This is a genomic window from Streptomyces boninensis (genome assembly GCF_048572725.1).
In the GTDB taxonomy this organism is placed as follows: domain Bacteria; phylum Actinomycetota; class Actinomycetes; order Streptomycetales; family Streptomycetaceae; genus Streptomyces; species Streptomyces boninensis.
In genome coordinates this window covers 7,322,577-7,346,833 of sequence record NZ_CP183837.1, presented here as the reverse complement: position 1 = coordinate 7,346,833, position 24,257 = coordinate 7,322,577, and the positions used below count along the sequence as shown (strand labels likewise).

The 24,257-nt window shown below is 73.4% G+C and carries 22 protein-coding genes; 5 read left to right on the top strand and 17 right to left on the bottom strand.

Annotated elements, in window-relative coordinates:
• Positions 1-64: 64 nt before the first annotated feature.
• From ACNNMR_RS33490 to ACNNMR_RS33460, 7 genes are all read right to left on the bottom strand, one after another.
• Complete coding sequence (locus tag ACNNMR_RS33490) at positions 65-1,651, bottom strand: RNA polymerase sigma factor (RefSeq protein WP_419998440.1); 1,587 nt, start codon at positions 1,649-1,651, stop codon at positions 65-67.
• 241 nt (positions 1,652-1,892) lie between these two features.
• Positions 1,893-2,780, bottom strand: a complete 888-nt coding sequence (locus tag ACNNMR_RS33485; protein ID WP_420000568.1) for a FadR/GntR family transcriptional regulator — start codon at positions 2,778-2,780, stop codon at positions 1,893-1,895.
• 191 nt (positions 2,781-2,971) lie between these two features.
• Positions 2,972-4,756: an ATP-binding cassette domain-containing protein gene (locus ACNNMR_RS33480; RefSeq protein WP_419998439.1), complete on the bottom strand. Its 1,785-nt coding sequence runs from the start codon at positions 4,754-4,756 to the stop codon at positions 2,972-2,974.
• Positions 4,757-4,894: 138 nt separating this feature from the next.
• On the bottom strand, positions 4,895-5,716 hold the full coding sequence (locus tag ACNNMR_RS33475; RefSeq protein WP_419998438.1) for an NUDIX hydrolase: 822 nt from the start codon (positions 5,714-5,716) through the stop codon (positions 4,895-4,897).
• Positions 5,717-5,857: 141 nt separating this feature from the next.
• The gene (locus ACNNMR_RS33470) at positions 5,858-8,032 is read right to left on the bottom strand and encodes a glycogen debranching N-terminal domain-containing protein (RefSeq protein ID WP_419998437.1); all 2,175 of its coding nucleotides are present in this window, start codon (positions 8,030-8,032) and stop codon (positions 5,858-5,860) included.
• Between the two features lie 245 nt (positions 8,033-8,277).
• Positions 8,278-9,579, bottom strand: coding sequence for a DUF4192 domain-containing protein (locus ACNNMR_RS33465; RefSeq protein ID WP_419998436.1), 1,302 nt, complete (start codon positions 9,577-9,579; stop codon positions 8,278-8,280).
• Between the two features lie 100 nt (positions 9,580-9,679).
• The gene (locus ACNNMR_RS33460; RefSeq protein WP_419998435.1) at positions 9,680-11,839 is read right to left on the bottom strand and encodes a RecQ family ATP-dependent DNA helicase; all 2,160 of its coding nucleotides are present in this window, start codon (positions 11,837-11,839) and stop codon (positions 9,680-9,682) included.
• A gap of 213 nt (positions 11,840-12,052) precedes the next feature.
• Here ACNNMR_RS33460 and ACNNMR_RS33455 point away from each other — a divergent pair, with 213 nt between their 5' ends.
• On the top strand, positions 12,053-12,700 hold the full coding sequence (locus ACNNMR_RS33455; RefSeq protein ID WP_419998434.1) for a hypothetical protein: 648 nt from the start codon (positions 12,053-12,055) through the stop codon (positions 12,698-12,700).
• A 32-nt stretch (positions 12,701-12,732) separates the two neighbouring features.
• Here the strand turns inward: ACNNMR_RS33455 and ACNNMR_RS33450 are convergent, their stop codons facing one another.
• From ACNNMR_RS33450 to ACNNMR_RS33440, 3 genes are all read right to left on the bottom strand, one after another.
• The gene (locus ACNNMR_RS33450; RefSeq protein ID WP_419998433.1) at positions 12,733-13,107 is read right to left on the bottom strand and encodes a hypothetical protein; all 375 of its coding nucleotides are present in this window, start codon (positions 13,105-13,107) and stop codon (positions 12,733-12,735) included.
• Positions 13,108-13,387: 280 nt separating this feature from the next.
• Positions 13,388-14,098, bottom strand: coding sequence for a ribonuclease HII (locus tag ACNNMR_RS33445; protein ID WP_419998432.1), 711 nt, complete (start codon positions 14,096-14,098; stop codon positions 13,388-13,390).
• 8 nt (positions 14,099-14,106) lie between these two features.
• Positions 14,107-14,775 carry a TetR/AcrR family transcriptional regulator gene (locus tag ACNNMR_RS33440; RefSeq protein WP_419998431.1) on the bottom strand — a complete coding sequence of 223 codons (669 nt, stop codon included), beginning with the start codon at positions 14,773-14,775 and terminating at the stop codon, positions 14,107-14,109.
• A gap of 113 nt (positions 14,776-14,888) precedes the next feature.
• On the opposite strand from ACNNMR_RS33440, the gene ACNNMR_RS33435 reads away from it, so the two are divergent.
• Positions 14,889-16,436, top strand: coding sequence for an MFS transporter (locus tag ACNNMR_RS33435; RefSeq protein ID WP_419998430.1), 1,548 nt, complete (start codon positions 14,889-14,891; stop codon positions 16,434-16,436).
• A gap of 27 nt (positions 16,437-16,463) precedes the next feature.
• Here ACNNMR_RS33435 and ACNNMR_RS33430 read toward each other — a convergent pair whose 3' ends face one another.
• Positions 16,464-17,372 (bottom strand): ADP-ribosylglycohydrolase family protein, encoded by a 909-nt coding sequence (locus ACNNMR_RS33430; protein ID WP_419998429.1) that lies wholly within the window; start codon positions 17,370-17,372, stop codon positions 16,464-16,466.
• A 19-nt stretch (positions 17,373-17,391) separates the two neighbouring features.
• Positions 17,392-18,054, bottom strand: a complete 663-nt coding sequence (locus tag ACNNMR_RS33425; RefSeq protein ID WP_419998428.1) for a histidine phosphatase family protein — start codon at positions 18,052-18,054, stop codon at positions 17,392-17,394.
• Positions 18,055-18,119: 65 nt separating this feature from the next.
• Here ACNNMR_RS33425 and ACNNMR_RS33420 point away from each other — a divergent pair, with 65 nt between their 5' ends.
• Positions 18,120-18,773: a phosphotransferase gene (locus ACNNMR_RS33420; RefSeq protein WP_419998427.1), complete on the top strand. Its 654-nt coding sequence runs from the start codon at positions 18,120-18,122 to the stop codon at positions 18,771-18,773.
• A gap of 4 nt (positions 18,774-18,777) precedes the next feature.
• On the opposite strand, the gene ACNNMR_RS33415 is transcribed toward ACNNMR_RS33420, so the two are convergent.
• Both ACNNMR_RS33415 and ACNNMR_RS33410 read right to left on the bottom strand, forming a co-directional pair.
• Positions 18,778-19,383, bottom strand: coding sequence for a YdbC family protein (locus tag ACNNMR_RS33415; RefSeq protein ID WP_419998426.1), 606 nt, complete (start codon positions 19,381-19,383; stop codon positions 18,778-18,780).
• Positions 19,384-19,433: 50 nt separating this feature from the next.
• Positions 19,434-19,832 carry a RidA family protein gene (locus tag ACNNMR_RS33410; RefSeq protein ID WP_419998425.1) on the bottom strand — a complete coding sequence of 133 codons (399 nt, stop codon included), beginning with the start codon at positions 19,830-19,832 and terminating at the stop codon, positions 19,434-19,436.
• A gap of 101 nt (positions 19,833-19,933) precedes the next feature.
• Here ACNNMR_RS33410 and ACNNMR_RS33405 point away from each other — a divergent pair, with 101 nt between their 5' ends.
• Entirely contained in the window at positions 19,934-20,833 is a 900-nt protein-coding gene (locus ACNNMR_RS33405) for a LysR family transcriptional regulator (protein WP_419998424.1), read from the top strand.
• Here ACNNMR_RS33405 and ACNNMR_RS33400 read toward each other — a convergent pair.
• Positions 20,781-21,647 (bottom strand): arylamine N-acetyltransferase family protein, encoded by an 867-nt coding sequence (locus ACNNMR_RS33400; protein WP_419998423.1) that lies wholly within the window; start codon positions 21,645-21,647, stop codon positions 20,781-20,783. The genes ACNNMR_RS33405 and ACNNMR_RS33400 overlap by 53 nt on opposite strands.
• Before the next feature lie 8 nt (positions 21,648-21,655).
• On the bottom strand, positions 21,656-22,426 hold the full coding sequence (locus tag ACNNMR_RS33395; protein ID WP_419998422.1) for an SDR family oxidoreductase: 771 nt from the start codon (positions 22,424-22,426) through the stop codon (positions 21,656-21,658).
• A gap of 98 nt (positions 22,427-22,524) precedes the next feature.
• Between ACNNMR_RS33395 and ACNNMR_RS33390 the strand changes: the two genes are divergently transcribed.
• A complete protein-coding gene (locus ACNNMR_RS33390) occupies positions 22,525-23,076 on the top strand; it encodes a TerD family protein (protein ID WP_419998421.1) in 552 nt (183 codons plus the stop codon).
• 23 nt (positions 23,077-23,099) lie between these two features.
• On the opposite strand, the gene ACNNMR_RS33385 is transcribed toward ACNNMR_RS33390, so the two are convergent.
• Complete coding sequence (locus ACNNMR_RS33385) at positions 23,100-24,158, bottom strand: DUF4436 family protein (RefSeq protein WP_419998420.1); 1,059 nt, start codon at positions 24,156-24,158, stop codon at positions 23,100-23,102.
• Positions 24,159-24,257 lie beyond the last annotated feature (99 nt).

Sequence of the window (24,257 nt, the reverse complement as noted above, 5' to 3'; positions counted from 1 at the left end):
GGCTGAGCGGACGGTGTGTCCACACAGCCTCATTCACGTGGGTGCGCCGCGCACCCGTAGCAACTCAGTCGAGGTAGTCCCGCAGCACCTGCGAGCGGGACGGGTGCCGCAGCTTCGACATGGTCTTGGACTCGATCTGGCGGATCCGCTCGCGGGTCACGCCGTAGACCTTGCCGATCTCGTCCAGGGTCTTCGGCTGACCGTCGGTCAGGCCGAAGCGCATCGAAACGACGCCCGCCTCGCGCTCGGAGAGGGTGTCGAGCACCGAGTGCAGCTGCTCCTGCAGGAGGGTGAAGGAGACGGCGTCCGCGGGGACGACCGCCTCGGAGTCCTCGATCAGGTCGCCGAACTCGCTGTCGCCGTCCTCGCCCAGCGGGGTGTGCAGCGAGATGGGCTCGCGGCCGTACTTCTGGACCTCGATGACCTTCTCCGGGGTCATGTCGAGCTCCTTGGCCAGCTCCTCCGGGGTGGGCTCGCGGCCCAGGTCCTGGAGCATCTGGCGCTGGACGCGGGCCAGCTTGTTGATGACCTCGACCATGTGCACCGGGATACGGATGGTGCGGGCCTGGTCGGCCATCGCGCGGGTGATCGCCTGCCGGATCCACCAGGTGGCATACGTGGAGAACTTGTAGCCCTTGGTGTAGTCGAACTTCTCGACCGCGCGGATCAGACCGAGGTTGCCCTCCTGGATCAGGTCCAGGAAGAGCATGCCGCGGCCGGTGTAGCGCTTGGCCAGCGAGACCACGAGGCGGAGGTTCGCTTCGAGGAGGTGGTTCTTGGCGCGGCGGCCGTCCTCGGCGATGATCTCCAGCTCGCGCTGCAGCTTCGGCGCGAGCTTCTCGGAGTTGGCGAGCTTGTCCTCTGCGAAGAGCCCGGCCTCGATGCGCTTGGCGAGCTCGACCTCCTGCTCCGCGTTGAGGAGCGGGACCTTGCCGATCTGCTTCAGGTAGTCCTTGACCGGGTCGGCGGTGGCGCCGGCGGCGGCGACCTGCTGCGCGGGCGCGTCGTCCTCGTCCTCGTCGGACAGGACGAAGCCCTCGCCGGTCTCACCCTCCGGGCCCTCGGCTCCTTCGGCCTTGGCGCCCTCGGGACCGGTGCCGGCCTCCTCGGACTCCTCGCCCTCGCCGTCCTTCTTGCCGGCGGTCTTCTTGGCCGCGGCCTTCTTGGCGGTCTTCTTGGCAGCCGGCTTCTTGGCGGCGGTCTTCTTCGCCGCCGCCTTCTTCGCCGGCTTGGCCTCGGCCTGCTCGTCGGCGGACTCGGCAGCCGCGGGCTCCACGGCGGCCTCGTCGGCGCCCGCGGGGACCGTGGCGGTGGTTTTCTTCGTGGCCGTCTTGGCGGCGACCGTCTTCTTGGCCGCCGGCTTGGGAGCGGCGGCCGGGGTGTTCTTCGCCGGCGCGGTCTTACGGGTGCGCTTCGGCGCCTCAGCGGCACTGACCATCAGTGTCACACCCTCCTCTTCGAGGACCTGGTTGAGGCTACGCAGGACGTTCTTCCACTGAGTCTGCGGAATCTGGTCTGCGTCGAAGGCACGGCGCACGTCGTCGCCGGCAATCTGCCCTTCGGCCTTTCCCCGCTCGATGAGCGCCATGACGGACGCGGCTTCGGCGATCTCCGGCGGGAGCGTACGGGATGTGCTGGCCGACACGAACAACCTCTCGAACGATGGGAACGACCGGCGGTGGGGATGGACCGTCGGCGGATGCAGCGACAACGCTCCGCTGAACCAGCGGTGCGCGAGCCACCTCTTAGGTCATCGCGCCTTCCCGCAGAGCGTTACGCCCAATCCACGTGGCTCAGGTCACACTAATGGCCCGGCGAGAGCCCGGCGGCCGGGAAAGCGCGTCGCCGGACCTCTTGGAGAGGTCCGGCGACGACAGCACGGCACCCGGCTGTCAGTGCTCGCGCGGGGCGGGCACGACGCGCTCGGTGCCGGTCGTCTCGTGCACCGAGAGCAGCTGGCGCATGGCCGCCTCGGCGGCGGCGGCGTCGCCGGAGGCGAGCGCGTCGACGATGCGCAGGTGGTTGGCGACCGAGGTCTCGCCCGGGCGGTCGCAACCCCCGACCGGGCCGCCGGACACCTGCAGGGCGGAGGAGACGACGCCGGAGAGGTGCTCCAGCATGCGGTTGCCCGCGACCTGCATCACCAGCGAGTGGAACTCGGCGTCGGCGCGGGAGAACGTCACTGCATCGCCCTGTACGAGGGCGTGGCTCATGATCTCGGCCATGTCGGCGAGCCGCTGCTGGACGTCCTCGCGGCCGTGTCCGGCGGCGAGGCGGGCGGCCAGCGGCTCGATGGTGTAGCGGAGTTCGCACAGCTCGCGGCGCTGGTCCTCGCGCTGCGGGCCGAAGGCGCGCCACTCGATGATGTCCGGGTCGAGCAGGTTCCAGTCGCTGACCGGGCGGACCCGGGTGCCCACGTTGGGGCGGGCGCTGACGAGGCCCTTGGCCTCCAGGACGCGCAGGGACTCGCGGACGACGGTCCGGGAGACCTCGAAGCGCTGTCCGATCTCTTCGGGGACGAGCGGGCGGTCGGCGCCGAGATCGCCGGAGACGATCATCTGGCCGAGCTGCTGGACGAGTTGGCCGTGCAGCCCGCGGCCGCGGCTGGTGGCGGCACGGCGGACGCTGCGCCCGAGGTCGGGCTCCGCGTCCCAGGCGGGCGCGGGCGCCGGGGCCGGGGCGGCGGTGGGTGCGGCTGGTGCGCCCTCCTGGTACGCAAAGCGGTTGAGGCCGCCCGCCGAGCCGGCATAGCCGTCGGTCGAGGGAGCCGCGGTCATCATGGTCTGCATGGTCTGCGCAAGGGTACTCACGAAATCCTTTGTCGGCGGGGCTCCGTGGGACCTTGAGGGCTTTCGTGAAAAGCACACGAAAGGGTGATCGCCTGCGACCTCGGCATTGACGCCGATTCAGGGCGTGTGTGCGAGGGGTGTGGGGGGCGGTGCGGGGGTTTTGGTACGGATCTCTGTGCAGGTCAGCGGGCCCGGCTCCGGGTCGCGGTCAGCGTGTAGGCGCCGAGCAGGGCCAGCAGGGACAACAGCAGGGCCTGCCCGACGGGTTGGGCGGCCGGGCCCAGGTCGGTGGACAGCAGCCGGGCGGCGCCGGCCGGCCACGGCATCGGGAACACCTCCTGCACCCGCAGTGGCAGCTCGGCGATCCGGCGGGCGGCGCCGGTGGCGGCGAACTCGCCCAGCAGCGGGCTCACCGCGACCGGCACGGTCAGCACGGCGGCGAGGCCGAGCGAGGCGTGCCGGAAGACGCCGGCGGCCAGCACGCCGGTCCAGGCGCAGCCGATGGAGAGGACCGCCCAACCGGCCATGCTGGTGGCCCAGTTCGCGGGCAGGTCGACGATGTCTCCGTAACCGACAAGCAGCGCGCTGGCGTCGGCGAACACCACCGCGACGAGGAGCGCGAGCGCGACGGCCGTGGCCACGACGAGCTTGGCGACGAGCAGCCCGAAGCGGCGGGGGACGCCGCCGAAGGCCGCGGCGAGGGCGGGGTAGCGGAACTCCTGCGCGAAGGCGTGCGCGCCGACGAAGCCGGCGCCGATCGCGACCGGGGGCAGCGGCAGGGCCGGGTGCCAGCCGGTGAGCATCCGCACGCCGGAGGCGTCGGCGCCGCCGCTGTGGGCGAGGAGGGCGGCGCCGGCGACGGAGGCGAGCACGGTGAGGGCGGCGGCGAGGCGGGGGACGCGGGGGCCGGTGGCCATGCGGCGGATCTCGTAGCGGAGGGGGTGGGCGGGGCCGGGGACGCGGGTGGTCCTGGCCTCGCCGGTGAAGGCCGGGTCGGCGGGCGGGAGGACGGGCTCGGCGGAGGGGGCCGGCGGGGCGGAGACCGTGCTGTAGTCGGCGAGCTGGTGGACCAGGACGCCGCCGCGGAAGGCGATTTCGCCGACGGCGGCGGAGGTCAGGCCGTAGACGTCGAGGCGGTTTCCTTCGTGCCGTACGACCTCGACGCGGGTGTCCGGGGTGCTCGCGGTGCGGGCGAGGTAGGTGGCGAGGCGCTCGGCCTGCGGGGTGCGGACGGTGACGCAGCTGCGCAGCCGGGTGCGGGCGAACTCGGCGGCGGGCTGGTCGGCGACGATCCGGCCGGCGTCGAGGCTGAGCACCCGGTCGGCGAGGCGGGCGGCGGTGCGCGGGTCGGCGGTGGTGGTGAACACGCAGATGCCGGTGCCGGCGAGTTCGCGCAGGGTGGCGTGGTACCAGGCGGCCTCGCGGTGCGACAGGTCGCGGGCCGGGTCGTCGAGGACGAGGGTGTGCGGGTCGCCGAGCAGGGCGGTGGCGAGGCCGAGGCGGCGGTCCATGCCGAGGGCGAGGGTGTCGAGGCGGTCGCCGGCGAGGGCGTCGAGGCCGACGAGTTCGAGGACGTCGTCGGCGCGGACGGCGGGGACGCCGATCGCCGCGGCGAGCATGCGCAGGTGGGCGCGGAGCGTACGGGCCGGGTGGCCGGCCACGTCGCCGAGCACGGTGCCGACCTCGCGGGCCGGGACCGCGATCCGGCTCAGCGGGCGGCCGTTGAACAGGGCGGTGCCGCGGCCCGGGTCGAGCTGGAGCAGGCGGCGGACGGCGGCGGTCTTGCCGGCGCCGGGGTCGCCGAGCAGCACGGTGACCTCGCCGGGGGCGGCTTCGAAGGTGAGGCCGCGCACGGTGGCGTCGCCGCGGTCGCGGTCGGTGCCGCGGTCGCGGTCGTCGCCGTGGCCGCTGTCGCTTGCGCTTTCGCTGCTCTGCGGTCGGCTGGTGAGCCCGATGGCCTGGATCATCTCGCGCCTCGCTGGGGTCCGGAACGGGGACACCTTAGCGTGACAATTGGGAAGAATCGGGCATCGCGGAGCGGGTGGGTTCCGGCGAGTTGCGGTGCGGGCGGGTGGCCGGGGCCGCGGGGCGGGCGGGTGCGGTGGTCAGACCTCCGGGCGGAGCATGGGCGGGTTGAGGAGGGTGGCGCCGCCGGCTCTGAACAGCTGGGCGGGGCGGCCGCCCTGGCGGGTCGTCGTGCCGCCGGTGGGTACGAGGAAGCCGGGCGTGCCGGTGACCTTCCGGTGGAAGTTGCGCGGGTCGAGGGCCACACCCCACACCGCCTCGTACACCCGCCGCAGCTCGCCGACCGTGAACTCGCGCGGACAGAAGGCCGTCGCCAGCGACGAATACTCGATCTTGGAGCGAGCCCGCTCCACCCCGTCGGCCAGGATCCGCGCATGATCGAAGGCCAGCGGCCCCTGCTCCGGCTCCGCCGCGCCCGCCGCGCCAGCCCCGCCAGCCCCGCCAGGCCCTTCGGGCCCGAGCAGCGACTCCACCGGCGCCCACCGCACGCTGCTGGCGTCGCCGCCGGGGCGCGGCGCGGGCAGGTCAGGGGCGAGGACGAGATGCGCCACGCTGACCACGCGCATGCGCGGGTCGCGCTTGGGGTCGCCGTAGGTGGCGAGCTGCTCAAGGTGCGCGCCCGGGACGGATGCGGGCTGGGACTGGGGGCGCTCCGGCGGGCCGTCGTCGGCGAGGCCGCCGTGCGGGTGCAGGCCGGTCTCCTCGGCGAGTTCGCGGGCGGCCGCCTGCTCCAGATCCTCATCCGGCTGCACAAACCCGCCGGGCAGCGCCCACCGGCCCTGGAACGGGGGCTCCCCGCGGCGTACGGCGAGCGCACACAGCGCATGGCTGCGCACGGTCAGCACGACCAGGTCCACGGTGACGGCGAACGGAGGGTAGGCCGACGGGTCGTAGGGTGGCATGCCGCGATCATAGTCGTCTGCCTGACGATAAACAGGCCCTTGGTCACGCAGTCCGGCCCGGTCGGCCGCGTGACCCGGGCCGGTCGGCCGCGCGGTCCGGGCCGGTTGGCCGCTTGGTCCGGCCCGGCGGCCCCCTTCCGGTTACGTCCCCAGCTGCAGGCCCGCCGCTGCCTCCTCGACCATCCCCATGCCGAGTCGGCTCACTCGTACGGAGAACGGCTCCCCCGCTATCTGCCACCCCGTCAGGTGGAGCGCACCGAGGGGCGCTGTGCTCGCGGGGCGGATCGTGACGGTGCCCGCCGGGACGTCGGGGCGCAGGCCCGTGACGGCGGTCAGCAGGTGGACCACCGAGGCGGCGGCCGTGGCGGCGGGGCGGCAGGCGGCGGGGTGCGGCAGTGGGGCGCCGCCTTCGGTGCGCTGTATTCCGGCGTACATCTCGGGGAGGCGGTGGCCGAAGTGCGCGGCGGCATCGAGGGTGCCGTGCAGGAGGAAGCCGGCCTCCTTCTCGTATCCGGTGGCGAAGAGGCCTGCCACGGCCACCGCCGTGTCGAGCACGCGGACGGCTCCGCCCCCGTGGCCGAACGGATTGTGCCGCGGCTCCCCGCGCCCGAGGCTGCGCAGCCCCCAGCCGCAGTCCTGCGCCGGCGCCCCTAGGAGCCGGGCCAGGGTCTCCGCCCGCACCTTGTCCAGCAGCGGTTCCGCGAACTGTCCGGTGCGGGACAGGCCGGAGTCCAGCAGATGCGCGGCAGCGCTGCCGAGCTGCGGCAGCGGGTCGCCGTCCGGCTTGAGCGCGGCGGCCGGGCGGCCGCCGGAACGGTCCTCGACCCAGAAGTCGGCGCGGAATCTCTCCCGCAGCGCAGCGGCCCATTCGCGCCAGCCGTCGGCGCCGGGTCGTCCGAACTCGTCCAGCAGATCCGCCCCGAGCAGCGCGGCGCGATGGGCATGCGCCTGCGTCTCGCAGCGATACGGGCCGCCGGGCGCGGGGTCGGGGACGTAGCCGGAGAGGTCGGCCGGGTGGTGCTGCGCACCCGGGTCGCAGCCGGGCGCCGCCGATCTGAGCCAGGCGAGGCAGCGCTCGGCGGTCGGGAGCAGTTGCTCGGTGTCCCGGCCGGACAGCCCCCACCGGCGGGCCTCCGCGAGCACGGCGGGGAAGAGCAGTGTGGCCTCGATCCCTACGGAGCGCGGCGGGAGTTGCGGCCCGCTGGTGCGTACGGGGCCGGGCAGCAGACCGGCCTGAGGGCCCCGATCCTGCTGGCTGCGGGCGAGGGCGCGCAGCGTGCCGGCGGCGAGATCCGTACCGAGCGGGAGGAGCATGCGGGCCGCCCACAGGGCGTCGGCGGGGTCCAGCCCGCAGCGCCACGGGACTCCCGAGGCGAGAAAGCCATCGACGGGCGCGCCCGGATCCCGCAACAGCAGCGCCCCCAGGTCATCGAGAGCGGACGCGAGCGCCGGTGCCACCCGGGCATCGTCACCCCCCGCGCAGGCGGACCGGGACCAGGGGATGGGCCCGCGCGGCGGAGGGCTGACGGGCTGCCGCCCATCGGCCGAGAAGCCGCCGGCCGAAGAGCGGCCGGTCGCGGAGCCGCCATCGTGCCCTCCGCCGACCGCGGCCCCGCCGCCATGTCCCCCGCCACCGAGGACGCCGTCGACGGGGGGCCCTCCACTCAACGTGCGCCCGGGCCCCACCCGCAGCTCGATCGTGTGCCGGCCGCCGGGTGGCAGCTGCAATTCCCAGCGGAGGAGGCCGGCCGAGGCCACCGCGGCGTCCGGCGGTGGGTTCGCCGTCACTACGGACTGGGCGCCGCCCGTGGTCCAGCGCAGGCCCGACTCCCACACTCCCGCGGCCAGTTCTCCGCCCGCCGCGCCGGCAGCGATCGCTCCGAGCTCCGCGAGGTCCGTGCCCAGCTGGGCTTCCAGCTGCAGGCGGAGCGGGCGGGTGGCGCTGCTGGTGAGGGTGAGGCGTTCGAGGCCGGTCGCGTCGCGCAGTCGCTCCAGGGTGACGTCGGGGTCGGGGCCCGGGTCGGCGCCGGTACGGACCGTGGCCACGAAGCGGGCTCGGCCTGCGGCGGTCATCCGGCCCTGCACCGCGAGCGGTTCGGCGCCCGAGACGCGCACCTGGCAGCGGGACAGCAGCCGACGGCCGCCGTGATAGAAGCCCTCCAGGCCGGTGCCGTCTAGCTGGCCGTGCTCTGCCGACACCACGAACGCGGGCAGCGCCACGCACACCAGCGACGCATGCGCCGACGGCAGCGCCGCGGGTGGGGCGGCAGCGGCCGATGGGCCGGGGCGGCGGGTGGCCGGGACCTTGGCTTGCACTGTGCTCGGGCTCCTGCGTGCGGGGGTGCGATACGGACCAGGTCGGCCGCCACAGCTATGAACGCCGGCGCCGCACCCGGAGTCACGGGCAGAACGAGCCCACCCCGCTTCCTGCCGCCCGACCGCGACACTCACGACTCCCCGCGTCCCGGCCGTCGCTTTCGTAACTCCCGCCTGGCGTCCGCCCCTAACTCCCATCTGCCGTCCGCCGCGGTCATGACTCGCCGCTCGCCGTTCCACCGCGCTCATGACTCCCCGCCTTCCCGCCGCCCCCGGCCGACCGGCCGCCGCCCGCCGCCGCCCCCGGTGTCGGTGCCGCTCCCCCCGCCGTCGGCCGGCCGCCGCCCCGGCCCCGTCCTGCGCCGCGACCGCGTCGCCTCTCCCCCGCGCCCCTTGCGGCCGCGCGCCTGGCGCCGTCGGCCGGCCCGTTGCTTGCGCAGGGAGGCGCGCAAGGGCTCTGGGTCCAGGCCCTCGTTGACCGCGTCGTGCAGCAGGCGGGCGAATACGTACTCCTCGTCAGCGCGCAGCGCGGCGGCCAGGGCGACGCGGGCGGCTGCCTCGTCGCCCGCCGACCAGGCCGTCCAGCCGGCCAGGGTGAGCGGTGCGGCCGCATGCTCGGTGAAGGCGCCCACGCAGCGGCGGGCCAGCAGGCGCCACAGCCGCAGCGCCGCGGCTGCCGCGGGGCCTTCCATCCACTCGGCCGCATGGTCGCGCGTGCCACGGTCCTGCAGGCCGAGCACGACCGCGGCCGCCTCCTCGTCGCTGACCAACTCGTCGTCGCGGGCGTCCTCCTCGGGCGCCGCATCGTCGGCGCCCGTGCGCGGCGCGGCGCGCAGCCGGGCCAGGAGGCGGCCGGCCAGCGCAAGCGTGTCCTTGCCGACGGCGTCGCGGTCGGCCGCGCCGAGGATGCGCGGCACCAGCGCCGCCGCGGCCGCGTCCAGCGCCTTCTCCTGGGCCGCGACGCGGGACGGCGGGCCGCTGACCGGCGCCAGCCGCGCCTCCATGTCGCGCAGCGAGCCGCGGACTTGAATGCCCGCATACGTGGCCGCGGCGGCCATCGGCGAGGTGCCCGGCGGGGTGAGCGGGCTGCCGTCGGGCGGGCAGCAGGTGATGTCCGGGCAGCAATACGACCAATAGCGGCCCGAGGAGATGCACAGCGCCTCGACGACCGGGACCTCCAGCCGGCCGCAGGCCATGCGCAGCCGCTGCGCCAGCGGCCGCAGCCGGTCCATCACCTGCCGGGGCTCCTCGCCCGCGCCGTCCACATCCTGGCAGAGGAAGGCGATCACGCCCGTGGGCCGGGCTCCCCGTCTCTCGCTGCCCTCGATGAGGCACTCCGCGAGCTGCGTCGCGACGTCACTCCACTCCGTCCTGTCGCGCGGGATGCCGAGGCGCAGCCGGCCGCCGAAGCGGCCGCGCTCGCCCTGCAGCGCGACGAGGACGATCGAGTCGTCCGGATGGAAGCCCATGAGATACGGCAGCGCGTCGGCCAGCTCGGCCGGCGAACGCAACGTGATCTGAGCGGTGCTGCTGCTGTGCGTAGTCATGCGACCACGCTCCCGCAGCGGCACCCTCCTTCGCGACACCCTGTGGATAACTCGCGATCACTCGCAAAGCCGCAGGTCACGAGCCCCCCAGCCCGCACCGCTAGCCCGCCACCGCGAGCACCAGCGGCAGCACCCGCCCCGCCCCCGACTGCCGCAGCAGCCGGGCGGCGACCGCCAGCGTCCAGCCGGAATCCGTGAAGTCGTCGACGAGCAGCATCGGCCCCCGGCAATCCGCCAGCGCGGCAGCCAGCTGCTCCGGCACGGCAAAGGCCCCGGCAAGCCCCCGCAGCCGCTGCGCCGAATTGCTGCGGCGGGCCGCATGAGTGCCCTCCGGGCCCGTATACGCCAACGCCCCCAGCAGCGGCAGCCGCCCGACGCCCGCGATCCCTTCGGCCAGCGAGCCCACCAGCTGCGGCCGCGACAGGGACGGCACCGCGACCACCCCCGCAGGCCGCGGCAGCGCATCCTCCCCGCCCGCCGCCCAACCGCCCGGCGAGCGCGCCCAGTCCGCGAGTACATCCACGGCCGCCCGCAGCACATCGTCAGGGACCGGCCCGTCGGGAGCCCCCTCGGCCAGCATCGGCCGCAGCCGGTTGCCCCAGCCGATATCCGAAAGCCGCCCCAGCGCCCGTCCCGTGTCGCACTGCTCGCCCGGCGGGATCTTGCCCTTGAGGTCGATGCCCAGCGCGGGCAGCCCGGTGGGCCACATCCGGCGCGGCACGACCTCCACGCCCGGCCGGTCCAGCTCCTTCTCCGCCCCCGTCAGCGACTCGGCCGAGACACTCGCGTCCACCCACGCCCCCGCGCAGTTGTCACACCGCCCGCAAGGCACCGCCCCCTCGTCGTCCAGCTGCCGCCGCAGGAACTCCATCCGGCACCCGGCCGTGCTCACGTAATCCCGCATGGCCTGCTGCTCGGCCGCCCGCTGCCGCGCCACCCAGGCATAGCGGTCCGCGTCGTACACCCAAGCGGCGCCGGTGGATGTCCAGCCGCCTTTGACCCGCCGGACCGCGCCGTCGACGTCGAGGACCTTCAGCATCGTCTCCAGCCGGCTGCGCCTGAGATCCACTTCCGCCTCAAGAGCCGGTACGGACAGCGGCCGGCCCGCCTGCTCCAGGGCGCCCAGGGTCTGCCGCACCTGCGGCTCGGGCGGGAAGGCCGTATCGGCGAAATAGCGCCAGATGGCCTCGTCCTCCTTGCCGGGCATGAGCAGCACGTCGGCGTGCTCGACGCCGCGGCCCGCGCGCCCGACCTGCTGGTAATACGCGATGGGCGAGGACGGCGAGCCGAGGTGGACCACGAAGCCCAGGTCCGGCTTGTCGAAGCCCATGCCCAGCGCGGAGGTGGCGACGAGCGCCTTCACACGGTTGCCCAGCAGGTCGTCCTCGGCCTGCAGCCGGTCGGCGTTCTCCGTACGGCCCGTGTACGAGGCCACGTTGAAGCCGCGCTGCCGCAGATAGGCCGAGGCCTCCTCGGCGGCGGCGATGGTGAGCACATAGATGATGCCGGAGCCCTGGAGCTCTTCCAGGTGCTCGGCGAGCCAGGCGAGACGGTGGGCGGCGTCCGGCAGCTGTACGACGCCGAGGCGCAGGCTCTCCCGGTCGAGCGGGCCACGCAGCACCAGGGCCTCGCCCGCGCCGGTGCCCAGCTGCTCCGCCACGTCCGCGGTGACCCGGGCGTTGGCCGTGGCGGTGGTGGCCAGCACGGGCACGCCCGGGGACAGGTCGGCGAGGAGCTGGCGCAGGCGCCGGTAGTCCGGGCGGAAGTCGTGGCCCCAGTCGGAGATGCAGTGCGCCTCGTCGACCACCAGCAGGCCCGTCGTGGCGGCCAGCTTGGGCAGCACCTGGTCGCGGAAGTCGACGGAGTTCAGCCGCTCGGGGCTGACCAGGAGGACGTCGGCCTCGCCGCGCTCCACCTCCTCATAGATGGCGTCCCACTCCTCCGGATTGGCGGAGTTGATGGTGCGCGCCTGGATGCCGGCGCGCGCGGCGGAGCCCACCTGGTTGCGCATAAGGGCGAGCAGCGGGGAGACGATCACCGTGGGGCCCGCGCCGCGGCGCCGCAGCAGCGCCGTGGCCACGAAATACACCGCTGACTTGCCCCACCCGGTGCGCTGCACCACCAGAGCTCTCCGGCGCTCCCGCACCAGGGCCGCGACCGCCTGCCACTGGTCCTCGCGCAGCCGCGCCTGGCCCGTCGGGTCTCCGACGAGCTCGGCGAGGATGGCATCGGCTTCGGCGCGCAGCTCCACATCGTCCATGCCCCCATGCAACCGGATAGCACTGACAACCGGCCACCTCACTCAGCGTGACCATCGCCCGGCCGGCTGCCGGCAAGCCGCGAGGTCTCCGGGCAATTGCTCATTGCCGCAGGCCAGTCCGGCAGGAAGAATGGGTCACGTTCCCGCGAGCAGCCCTTCGTCAGGGCTTGCGCAGCCCTGCCCGGGCGCCGTGGACACAGGGGGAAGGGAGGAATGACGTTGGCCCTCGGCTCCGCCGCCACCGACCCGCCAGGCCCCGCGCCCTCGGGGCGCATGCTGGAGCCCGCGGAGTGGGCCGCGGCCGGAATCCCGCTGCTGGGCAACCCCCGCGAGGTGGTCACGGGCCTGTTCGACCGCCACTCCCCCGCCCCCGACACGGCCGTGGTGGCGGTGCTCGACCCCGACGAACGGCTGGCCGCCAGCGCGTCGTTCGCCCGCCGCGATTTCGCCCGTACGGACTTCGCCGGCACCCGCGGCCCCGACGGCTGGCCGGTCCGCAACGCGCTATTGCGCCACCTGCGCCGGGTGATCCCGCACGACCTGCGCCGACGCACCCCGGTGCGCACGGCGGTGCTCCTCTATTGCCGCGAGGGCACCCCGGGCTGGACCGAGGAGGACGGCGCCTGGATGTGGGGGCTGCGCGACGCGTGCACGCTGCACGGGCTGCGCTGCGGCGCGTACATCACGCTGACCAGGACCGGCTGGCAGGTGCTCGGCGAGGACCGCGGCGGCCGTCGCCCGTACGCCGGGCCGCCGGCCGCCGAGCCCGCCGAAGCCGCTGCCACTGCCCCCGCCGCACCCGCGGCGCGGGGCACCGGCGGCGGCTCCGCCGAGGCACGCCGCCGGACAGCGGCGCGCTGACCCTCAGCTGAAGGACCCGGGCCAGGCGCCGCTCAAGCGCCCGCCCCGGCCGCCGCGTTGATCCGCTCCGGGTCACCGCACAGCACGAGCAGCGCGCCGGCGAGCTTCATCGCCTGGCTCATCACTCCTGCGACGGTGGCGTCGTCGCCGCCATTGACGGCCACGACCACGGCCGCGCGGGCCGCGGCGCTGCCGATCCCGTCGGCGCCGGCGTAGAAGACGTCGTCGGCCGCGGCCTGCTGCGCCCAGTACGCCTCCTCGCCGAAGCTCAGCTCGTGCTCGGCCCACGGGTGCAGTGCGCCCGTGGTGAGCACCAGGATGTCGCCCGGCGGGCGGCCGGAGTCCAGCAGCAGGTCGACGGCCTCGTCGGCGGCGTCGAGTGCGCCGTCGGCGGTCGCCGGGATCACCTGAAGCTGCGGGCCGGAGGCGCCCGAAGCGGGCGGCTGCGGGTCGCGCTTGGCGTTGTCGTTGTTACGGGGTGCCGTAGGGCGCGCCGCCGGCGCGGGGCCGGTGGCTCGGCCAGGTCCGGGACGGCCGGGTGGCCGGACGGAACGGGGACCTGGGACAGGACGCGGGCTCGCGGTGCGGCCCGGGACGCTCTCGTGAATCTGAGGCTCCTCGGGAGAGAGAGGCATGAGCTGATGTCTATCAAACACAAGTACCGGTCAAAGCAGCGGGTGGCGTCAATCAGATATCGAATCCGAGCTGGCCGGCCGCTTCCAGCTCCGCTGCTTCAGGAGACAGCCGCGGCCGCTTCAGATGCTGCCAACGCGGAAGACCATCCATATATGCCCACGACAGCCGGTGGTGCTGGGTGGGGCCGAGCTCGCGCAGGGCCTCCTTGTGTGCGGGCGAGGGGTAGCCGGCGTTGTCCCCGAAGCAGTACGGCGCGTACTCCGGCCGCCCGGCGCCCAGTTCCGCCATGGCGGCGTCGCGGTGCTCCTTGGCGAGCACGGACGCGGCCGCGACGGCGACGCAGGACTGGTCGCCCTTGATGACCGTACGGACCCGCCAGGGCGCCCCCAGGTAGTCGTGCTTGCCGTCGAGGATCACCGCGTCCGGGCGCACCGGCAGCGCCTCCAGGGCGCGTACGGCGGCGAGTCTGAGCGATGCCGTCATGCCGAGCTCGTCGATCTCCTGGTGTGTCGCCTCGCCGATGGCGTGCGCCGTGACCCAGCCGGTGAGCACGCCGGCGAGGGCGGCGCGCCGCTTGGGCGTCAGCAGCTTGGAGTCGGTGAGCCCGTCGGGCGCGCGGCGCAGTCCGGTGACGGCGGCGCAGACCGTGACCGGACCGGCCCAGGCGCCGCGGCCGACCTCGTCGATGCCGGCGACGACCTTGGCGCCGGTGGTGGCGCGGAGGGACCGTTCGACGCGGTGGGTGGGCGGCTCGTACGTCATGGCGGTGCTTAGCGTACGCCTCCGCGGGCGCGCCTCGGCACCGGGTCCCCGGGCGCGTCGACGCGCAGCAGCGGCATCATGATCTGGTCGATGACCAGGACCAAGTCCTTCTCCTGCACATCGCAGCCCGTCGTCTTGTGCAAATACATCATCATCGCGGGCACCACGTCGGCGACGAGCTTGCAGGTGGCGTCGCCGCGGACCTCGCCGCGCTCGATGCCGCGGCGCACCACGTCGGCGATGAGCTGCTTGACCGGCTCGATCACCCGGCCGAGGATCACCTCGGCGAAGTACTCGCCCTCGGTGCGGTCGCACTCGTCCATCAGCGCGCGCAGGGCGAGGCCCGAGCGGGAGTACATCTGGTCGAGCATCCACCCGCACAGGCTGAGCAGATCGTGGCGCAGGTCGCCGCTGTCGGGTGCTTCGATCATCGGCGGGATGCCCGCGTTGAGGGCCTCGGCGACGAGTTCGAGCTTCGACGGCCAGCGGCGGTACACCGCGGCCTTGCCGGTTTGCGCGCGGGCGGCGACCCCCTCGATGGTCAGGCCTTTCCAGCCGACGGCGCCGAGCTGATCGAGGGCCGCGTCGAGAATGGCCTGTTCAAGGACGCTGCCGCGGCGGCGGGCCGCAGGGGTCGCGGGCTGCGCTCCGGGAGCGGTCCGGTGCGAAGTACCCATGTTTTTCACTCCGTTGAAACTTAGTGAACGCTTGCGTTCCCTGTGCGTGGCACACTACTGTCCCCAGGGACAGTGAACGGTATCGTTCACTATTTCACGTGTAGGGGAGCACAGTGACAACCTCTCAGCTAGAGACCGACCGGGCGCCGGGGAAAGCGCCCAGGGCGGAGAAGCGGAATATCGCCCTCGTCCTTATCGCCGCCTGTCAGCTCATGGTGGTCCTGGACGTGACGATTGTGAACGTCGCGCTGCCGCATATCCAGTCCGCGCTCGGCTTCTCCACCGCTGACCTCACCTGGACCGTCAATGCGTACACCCTGACCTTCGGCGGCCTGCTGCTGCTCGGCGGCCGCGTCGGGGACATCCTGGGCCGGCGCCGGGTGTTCATAGCCGGCATCCTGCTCTTCAGCCTCGCCTCCCTGCTCGGCGGCTTTGCACAGGAGCCGTGGCAGCTGCTCCTGGCCCGTGCGCTGCAGGGCGTCGGCGGTGCGATCGCCTCGCCCACCTCGCTCGCCCTGGTAACCACCACCTTCCCGGAAGGCCCGGAGCGCAACCGGGCGTTCGGCGTCTTCGCGGCCGTGTCCGCGGGTGGCGGCGCGGTCGGCCTGCTGGCCGGCGGCATGCTCACCGAGTGGCTCGACTGGCGCTGGGTGCTGTTCGTCAATGTGCCGATCGGCATCCTGATCGTGGCCCTCGTGCCGCTGTATATCAGCGAGTCCGAGCGCCACTCCGGCCGCTTCGACATAGCCGGCGCGCTCACGTCCACGCTGGGCATGGTGTCGCTGGTGTACGGGTTCATCCGCGCCGCGGAGGAGGGCTGGCGGGACAGCCTGGCGCTCGGCTCGTTCGGCCTCGCCGTCGTGCTGCTGGCCGCGTTCGTGATGGTCGAGCGGCGGGCGCGGGAGCCGATCACGCCGCTGAAGATGTTCGCGGACCGGAACCGCTCGGGCACGTATCTGATCATGACCTGCCTGGCCGCGGCGATGTTCGGCATGTTCTTCTACATGATGCTGTTCGTCCAGAACGTGCTGGACTACAGCCCGATCAAGGCCGGTCTCGCCTTCCTGCCCGTCACCGTCGTGATCACCATCGGCGCCGGTCTCTCGCAGCGGTTCCTGCCGGTGCTCGGCCCGAAGCCGTTCATGGTCACCGGCGCCACGATCACGGCGCTCGGCATGGCCTGGATGACCCAGCTGGACCCGAGCGCCACGTATCTCGGCGGCGTGCTCGGCCCGCAGCTGCTCTTCGGCTTCGGCATGGGGCTCAACTTCGTGACGCTCACCCTGACCGCCGTCTCCGGCGTCGCGCCGCAAGAGGCGGGCGCGGCCTCCGGGCTGCTCAATGCCACCCAGCAGGCGGGCGGTTCGCTGGGCCTGGCGATCCTGACCACGGTGTTCGGCACCGCCAGCCGGGAGGAGGCGGAGAAGCAGATACCCGACTTCATGCAGCACGCCTCGCCGCAGGAGAAGGGCATCTTCGAGAAGACCCACGAGCTGCCCGGCATCTGGGGGCAGCGCGTGCTGTCCGAGGGTGCGGGCACGGGGTTCATAGCCGCGACCGGACTGGTGCTGGTGGCGCTGATCGTCTCGGTGGTGATGATCCGGGTCCGCAAGAGCGACCTGGAGGCGCTGAGCGGCAACGGGGGCATGCCTGCTGCCTAGAAGCAGGCCTAGCCGTATCAGCCGGCGTTACGAGCCGCTGCCCGGCACCCACCCGGGCAGCGGTTCCGTCTCCGCCTCCCAGTCCGCGGGCGGCGCGCCGCCGGCCCGGGCCGCGGCCACCCCGCCCGCGATGGCGCAGGTGGTGTCCACATCGCCGCCGGCCCGCGCTGTCACCCGTACCGTCTCTTCCCAGTCCCCCAGCGACCGGGCCACGGCCCACAGCGCGTACGGCACGGTGTCCTGCGCGCTTGTCCTGCGCCCGCTGCCGAGCACCGCGGCGACCGTGGACGAGTCGGCGTAGTCGAGCATGTCCCGGGCCCGCCGCACCCCCTGCCCGACGGCGCTGCGCGGGATCAGGTCGGTCACGCCGTCGAGCAGCTCGGCGCCGGTCTTGGGCCCGTCCGGGTCGCCGGCCAGCGCGGCCGCGGCGGCCACCGCCATCGCGCCGACGACGGCCTCGCGGTGCTGGTGGGTGACGTAGGCGGAGATCTCCGCCTGGTGCACGGCCTGGGCGGCGTCGCCCGCGTACCAGGCGCCGAGCGGCGCCACCCGGGACGCGGCGCCGTTGCCCCAGGAGCCCCGGCCCTTGAACAGCCGGGCGGAGGCGGTGCGCCAGTCGTCGCCGGCCCGTACGGCGTCGAGGACCTGGCTGACCGTGGAGCCGTAGTCCCGCTCCGGGTCGCGGTGCTCGGCCATCAGCGCGGCCAGCTCGTCCTGGCCGATGCGGCGCCTGGCGGCCAGCTCGGCCACCACCGCGCAGGCCATCTCGGTGTCGTCGGTCCACCGCCAGGGGCCCGGCGGCAGCTCGCGGCGGCGCAGCCAGCCGACCATTCCGGGCGTGCTGAGCTGCGCGCCCAGTGCGTCGCCCACCGACAGCCCGCGCAGGCTGGCCAGGGCGCGGGCCAGGCGCGATGCGGTGTCGTGATCAGCGGTCATCTCGATCGAAGCTTACCGCTCACCTGTGTGACTCCCGGTAAGCCTCCGGGGTGCACCAATGGTCGAAGGGCCGGTCCAGGGTGTAGCGCCCGTTCTCGCCGAGCAGCAGCATGCGGTATTCGGCGTTGCCCGGGTTCGACAGGGCCTCGAACTCCGGCACCGTCCAGTGAAACCAGCGCATGCAGAACAGCCGCATGGTGAGACCGTGCGTGACCAGCAGGACGTTCTCGGGGTGGTCGGGCCGGTCGAAGCTGCGGTGCAGGCTCTCCAGAAAGGCGCCGACCCGGTCGTAGACGTCGGCGCCCGACTCGCCCTGCGGGAAGCGGAAGAAGAAGTGCCCGTACGCGTCCCGGTACACCTTCTGCAGCCGGACCTCCTCGCGGTCCTGCCAGTTCCCCCAGTCCTGCTCGCGCAGCCGCGGCTCCTCGCGCACCCGCATCCGGTTCGGGTCGAGGTTCAGCTGCTCCAGGGTCTCGTGGGTACGTCGATACGGCGACACATAGACACTGACCCGCTCCTCCCCGAACACCTCCCGCAGCTCTTCCCCCGCCTCCGCGACCTGCAGCCGCCCCTTCTCGGTCAGCCGCAGCGCATGGTCGGGCTCGCGCTCGTAGATCGTGTCATCGGCATTCCCCTCCGACTCGCCATGCCGGATGAGAACAATGCGCCGGGGCCGTGCCATGGCGCCCACCCTAGGGCCTGCCTTAATGAGCGGCTCGCCGCGGGCCCTCCTGGCATGATCGCGCCATGCAACCGCTGCCGCACGGCTACACGAATCGCACCCGGGGCGACGGCCGCACGGTCACGAAGACCTACGCGGGCCCGGACGCCACCCTCCGCCGCCACCGCGAGCGGGACGCGCTCCGCCGCCTGACCGGCCGGCTGCCGGTGCCCCCGGTCCTGGGCGAGGACGAGAGCGAGGCGGACGGCACCCTCACCCTCGGCTTCCTGCCCGGCACCCACGGCCAGGAGCTCATCGACGCCGGTCACGCGGAGCAGGTCATGGCGGCCTGCGGGCGAGCCCTACGGAAGATCCACGCGGCAGGCGCAATCCACGGCGACTACGGCCCGAACAACGTCCTCCTGGACCCGTCTGACTTCGCCATCACGGCGGTGCTGGACTGGGAGTTCACAAGGGAGCTCAAGGACCCGGCCACCGACCCCGTCGAGGACCTGGCCTGGTGCGAGTGGATCGTACGCACCCACCACCCGGCGCACACCGCCGCCCTCGCCCACTTCTTCACCGCGTACGGGACGGACCGGGTCCCCTCATGGCCGACGCGCCAGGCCGCCATGCTCGCCAAATGCGCCGCGCTCCGCGACTTCTGCGACCGCTGGGAGCCGGGCGGCGCCGCCGTACGACTCTGGGAGGAGCGCGCGGCGACCACAGCAGCGTGGTGAAACCTCACACCGTCCAGGCATCCTCGACGTTGATCACGTCCCCCGCCAGCGCCGCCACATCCGAGCTGGTCTGCGCGCGCAGCCCCAGCCGCTCCACCCGCTCGATCCGGTACTTCGCCCGCTCCGTGGCCGAGTCCCACATCGACAGCACCAGGAATTCATCGCCGGGAGCCCGCCCGAAGAAGCCGCGGAGCATCCCCGGCGACCCGGCCATCGCCGGATTCCACACCTTCTCCTGCATCAGCGTGAAGTTCTCCACCCGGTCCGGCTTGACCCGGGTGTGCGCCACCCGCAGCAGATCCGCGTCGCCGAAGCGCGGCTCGAAGCCGACCTTCACGTCATGGACGTGCTCGAAGAGCCGTATCCGCATGCCGGTGTACGTGCCCGCCTGCGCCGCCGCGAGCCGGTCGTGCGACCGCGCCATGAACGAGTCGTACAGCGCCCGGCTCTCCCAGAACCCGAAAAGATGCGCCACACCCTCGCGCGCCTGACTCCATCCGCCCCCCTGCCCCCGGAAGCCGGGCTCGCCGAGCAGCCCCGCCCACTTGCGCTGCCCCCGCTCGAAGCCGCGGCGGTCGGTGACGTTGCAGCGCATCCACTTGACCAGCACGGTCGCCATCGTACGGCCTGATGACCTGGCTAACCGCCTGATCAGCAGCATCACCCCACCGCAGCGATCAACTCGACCTCCAGCAGCGCACCCGGGACGAAGAGCCGGGAGACCTCCACGGTGGTGCTGGAGGGCGGCTCTCCCTTGATGTACTCGGCGCGGACGGCGCCGTACTCCGCCCGGCGACCCATATCGGTGAGATAGCTGCGGATGTTGACGACGTCGTCGTACGAAGCCCCGTGCGCGGCAAGGATCTTGCCGAGCGCGTCCATCACATGCCGGGCCTGCGCCGCCATGTCGCCGGGGCCGACGAGCTCGCGCCGCTCGTCCAGCGCGACCTGCCCGGAGACGAAGAGCAGCGCGCCGCCGCCGACTTCGAGGCGGACGACGTGCGAGTACGGGCCCGCGGGCGCGGGAACGGTGGCCGGATTGTCGGTGGTCTTCAGCATGCGCACCACGCTAGGCAGCGGGCGACCGATACGACCAGCGAATGTCTCGCATGGCTAGCATGCGTACAGCGCATGGCTCGACCTGAAGACGAGAGGCCCCCATGGACACCGCCTGGCTAGAGGTCTTCCGCTCCGTAGCCCGGCACGGTTCCTTCACCGCCGCGGGCGCCGAGCTCGGCTATACCCAGTCCGCCGTCTCCCGACAGGTCTCCGCCCTGGAGGCGGAGTTCGGCGCAGCGCTCTTCGACCGCCTCCCCCGGGGCGTGCGCCTGACCGACGCGGGCCGCACCGCGCTCGCGCACGCCGGTGCCGCGCTCGAACGCCTCGACGCGGCCCGCCGCGACCTCGCCGCCCAGCGGGGCCTGGCGGCCGGCCGGCTGCGCCTCGGCGCCTTCGCCACCGCCGGAGCCGCCCTCGTGCCGCGCGCCATAGCCGGCTTCCGCACCGACCACCCGGACGTCGACATCACCCACACCGAGGGCTACAGCCGCGACCACGTGACCGCGCTCCAGGCCGGCGACCTCGACCTGGCCGTGGTCTCCGGCTACGCCGACCGCCTCGCCGCCTTCGCGCCGGTCGACCTGACCCACCTCCTCGACGAGCCGGTGCTCGTCGCCCTCCCCGCGGACCACCGCCTCGCCCGCCGCCGCACGCTGCGCCTGGCCGAGCTCGCCGACGAGCCCTGGATCGCGGGCAGCACGGACGCGAGCGAGACGCTGATCAGCGCCTGCCTGCGCGAGGGCTTCCAGCCGCGGATCGACATCGTGGCGCGGGAGTGGATCGCGAAGTTCGGCTTCGTGGCGGCGGGCTTCGGGATCACCCTCGTACCGGCGCTGGCGGCCGGCGCGCTGCCGCCTGGGCTGGCGCTGGTCGCCCTGCGCGCGCAGGACGCGCCGGTACGGTCGGTCTACGCCGCCGCGCCCCGCGGCACCGCCCGCCCGCCCGCGGTCAGCGGCTTTCTTCCGTATCTTCGTCGCGCTGCGCGGCGGCTCGCGCGATGAGCACATCCAGGTCCTCGGCGCTGAAAGCCAGCCCGAACTCGCCCAGCACCGCGGGCAGCTCCTCGGGCGCCACGGTCCGCTTCGCCGTCTCGCCGCCCGGCCCGATGGTCGTGAGGGTGTCGCCGACCAGCGCCACCCGCTGCTCCCGCCCCGGCTGCTGCACCACCAGGCGGCGGACGAAGGGCGAGCGCGGGTGGGTGGCGATGTAGTGGTTCCACACCTCGTAGTCGGGCCGGTAGCGCGGCTCCAGGTTGTACGCGTACAGCGGGAACCAGCCGTCGGCGTGCAGCCCGCGCAGCAGCCGCACCCCGTCGCCCTCATCGCCCTCCTCGACGACCGAGAACGTCCAGGCACCCTGCGTCACCTCGACCCCCGCCGCGAGCGGCAGCGGCTCCAGCAGCGCCTCGCCGCCGAAGCCGACGTCGACGTGCCAGGGCGCGCCGTCGAGGTCGACGCGCAGCAGCATGTGCGTGGTGGCGAGGATCTTGTCGCTGCCCATCCGGATCCGCGCCCCGAGCCCGGTGACGTCGAAGCCGAGCCGCTCCAGGGCGGCGGCGAACAGCAGGTTCTGCTCGTAGCAATAGCCGCCGCGCGGCTGCCGCACCATCTTCCGCTCCAGCGCCGGTACGTCGAGCAGCACCGGCCGGCCGAGCAGCACCTCCGCGTTCTCGAACGGGATCGACGCCACATGGCCCGCCATCACCGCCCGGAGCGTGCCGACGTCCGGCGCCGCGCCGCCGTCGGGGTCCAGGCCGATGCGGCGCAGATACGCGTCCAGGTCCAACTCGTCGCTCTGCCAGCGGACATCACTCATGATCTTCATCAAGTCCGGCGGGCGGCCAGGTATTCCGCGAAGGTCACCTTGCCCACCGCCTGCTCGGGCGCGAGGTGGCCGCCGGCCCGGAAGGAGCGGTAGATCTTGCCCGGCAGCGCCACCGGCACCAGCGCCCGCCGCCGCCCGGCCGCCTTCAGCACCGCCGCGGCGAGCTCGCGGCCGCCGATCACCTCGGGCCCGCCCATGTCCGCCACCCGCCCGGCGGGCGGGGCCTGCGCCAGCTCCGCGAGCCGGGCGGCGACCTCCGTCACCTCAATGGGCTGGATGCTCAGCCCGCCCGGGTAGAAGACGAACGGCAGCCGCCGCTGCACATCGGTCACCGTCGCCGCCAGGTCGTGGAACTGGGTCGTCCGCAGCACCGTCCACGGCAGCCCGGACTCCTCCAGCAGCCGCTCGATCTCCAGCTTGGAGCGGTAGTACGGCAGCGGGACCCGGTCGACGCCGACGATCGAGATGTAGACGAAGTGCGGGCTGCCGGCCTGCTTGGCGGCCTCGATCAGGCGGCGGGTGGCGGCGGTGTCGTTACGGGCGTCGGTGGCGCAGTGCACGATCACGCCGGCGCCGGCGAGCGCCTTGGCGAGGCCGGTGCCCTGCTTCAGGTCGCCGACGGCCCATTCGTACGGGCGCTCGTCGCCGGCCGGGCGCGGGCGGCGGCTCAGGACCCGTACCGGAGCGTCCGCGGCCAGCAGGCGGTCCACCAGGGGACGGCCGAGGGTGCCGGTGGCGCCGGTGACGAGGATCGTTTCTGCTTGCTGCATATCCACAGTGGATCACATCCTGTCGGTGCCGGGTGGCACCATGTCAACGTGCCATCAAGGCACGAGACTTTGCACCGGACCGCCCGAGGGGAAAACAGGTGAGTGGATTCAGCAAAGGGCTGCGGAAGGTCCAGGTGGCACTCAAGTGGGACCCGGCCCCGCTGGGCGCGCCGCCGCACGACCTCGACCTGATCGCCGCCACGTATACCGCCGACGCCCCGCACGGCGCCCCTGATTACCTGGTGCACTTCGACAGCCGCTCCCCCGACGGCACGATCAATCTGCACCGGGAGAGCCGCACCGGCCAGGGGTTCGGCACGGATGAGGCGCTGTCGCTGGAGCTGGACCGGCTCTCGGAGCGCTATGTGCGGGTCGTGGTGGGCGTCGCCATACAGCAGAGCAGGGGCAGCGTCGGCTTCGCCGAGATCTCGAACGCCACGGCGCAGGTGGTGTCCGCGGACACCGCGGTCCGGGTCAGCACGGGCACCACGGAGCTGGTGGTGCACGACCTGACGACGCTCGGGGACGCCACGGCGGCGACGCTCGCGGAGTTCAACCGGGGCCCGGACGGCAGCTGGTCGTACGCCTCGGTGCTGCGGGGGTATGCCACTGATCCGCATGACTTCACGGCGTTTCTGGGGGCGGCGTAGGGCATTAGTACGGGCGTAGGGCATTAGTAGGGGCGCCGGCCGCCGTCCCGCCGCCGCCGTGCCGCGCTGCCGGGGCCGACGGCGCGGCGCCGGAGCGGGCGCGCGGGCGGCGTGCGCCCGCTGCCCTCGTACGGTTCCCCGCTCCCGCCCGCTCCCCCGGCCGGAGGCCCCGCGGGCGCCGGGTCGATCGGCCCGCCCGTATGGTGCTCGGCGCGGATCCCGTGGAAGACCAGCGCGATCAGGCTGACCGCGATCAGCGCCTCGGCCCAGTAGAAGGCCGCGTAGTCCAGCAGGCAGCCGTTGGGCGGCGAGCCCGGGGCGACATTGCGCAGCCCGACCAGGGCGAAGAGGCTGGCGGCCATCCAGCCGAGGGCGCCCCACACCAGGCCGCGGCGCTGGTTCACCACCAGCCAGCAGGCGAGCGACACCGCCAGCGCGATCACCCACATCGTCGCGATCATGAACCAGGTGAAGATGAAGGTGCTCCGCGACCGCTTCAGCTCGCTTCTGACCGCGGCGATCCGGTCGCCGTAGTCGGTCGCCTTCGGGCTGATCTGGAAGTTGGTGTTCTGGTCGACGAAGTGCAGCTCCACCGGGATCCGGTCGGTGCCCGCCGTGGCGGCGGCGACCAGCGTGAAGGAGTACCGGTCGAAGGGATAGTCGGAGATCGTCCCCTCCTGGAGGACCAGCCGCAGCTCGTGCACCCAGTCGGTGCTCCCCTTGGGAATGGTGAAGTCCTGCGCGGCAGGCGCATTGGTGTGCAGTTCGATGCGGCGGGTCGGGGTGCCATTGGCGTCCGCGTACTTTCCGTGCGGGGTGGCGGTGAGCTGGACGATGACGCGCCGGTTCTCGAGGTCGGCGTGGTGCACCGCCGCATTGACCGTAATGCGGTCCCGGGCCAGCTCGCTGCCGATACGGACCGGGCGCTCGCGCTCGTCCCGGTCGTTCAGATAGAGCCCGATCCCGGTCGCGAAGACCGCCGCGAGCACCCCGAAGAGGACCAGCGCATGCCGCCACGGCAGGTCCCGCACCGCCGCGGCGGCCTGCGTGGGCCGTAAGCGACGGACGGGCGGGGACGGCATGACTCGATCCTGCGCAGCCGGGCGCCCGGTCCGCCAGGCGGGACGGTCCGGGCGAGGGTCCTCCGCCGGGGCCCTCCGCCGCCCCAGGTGGCGGGTCCG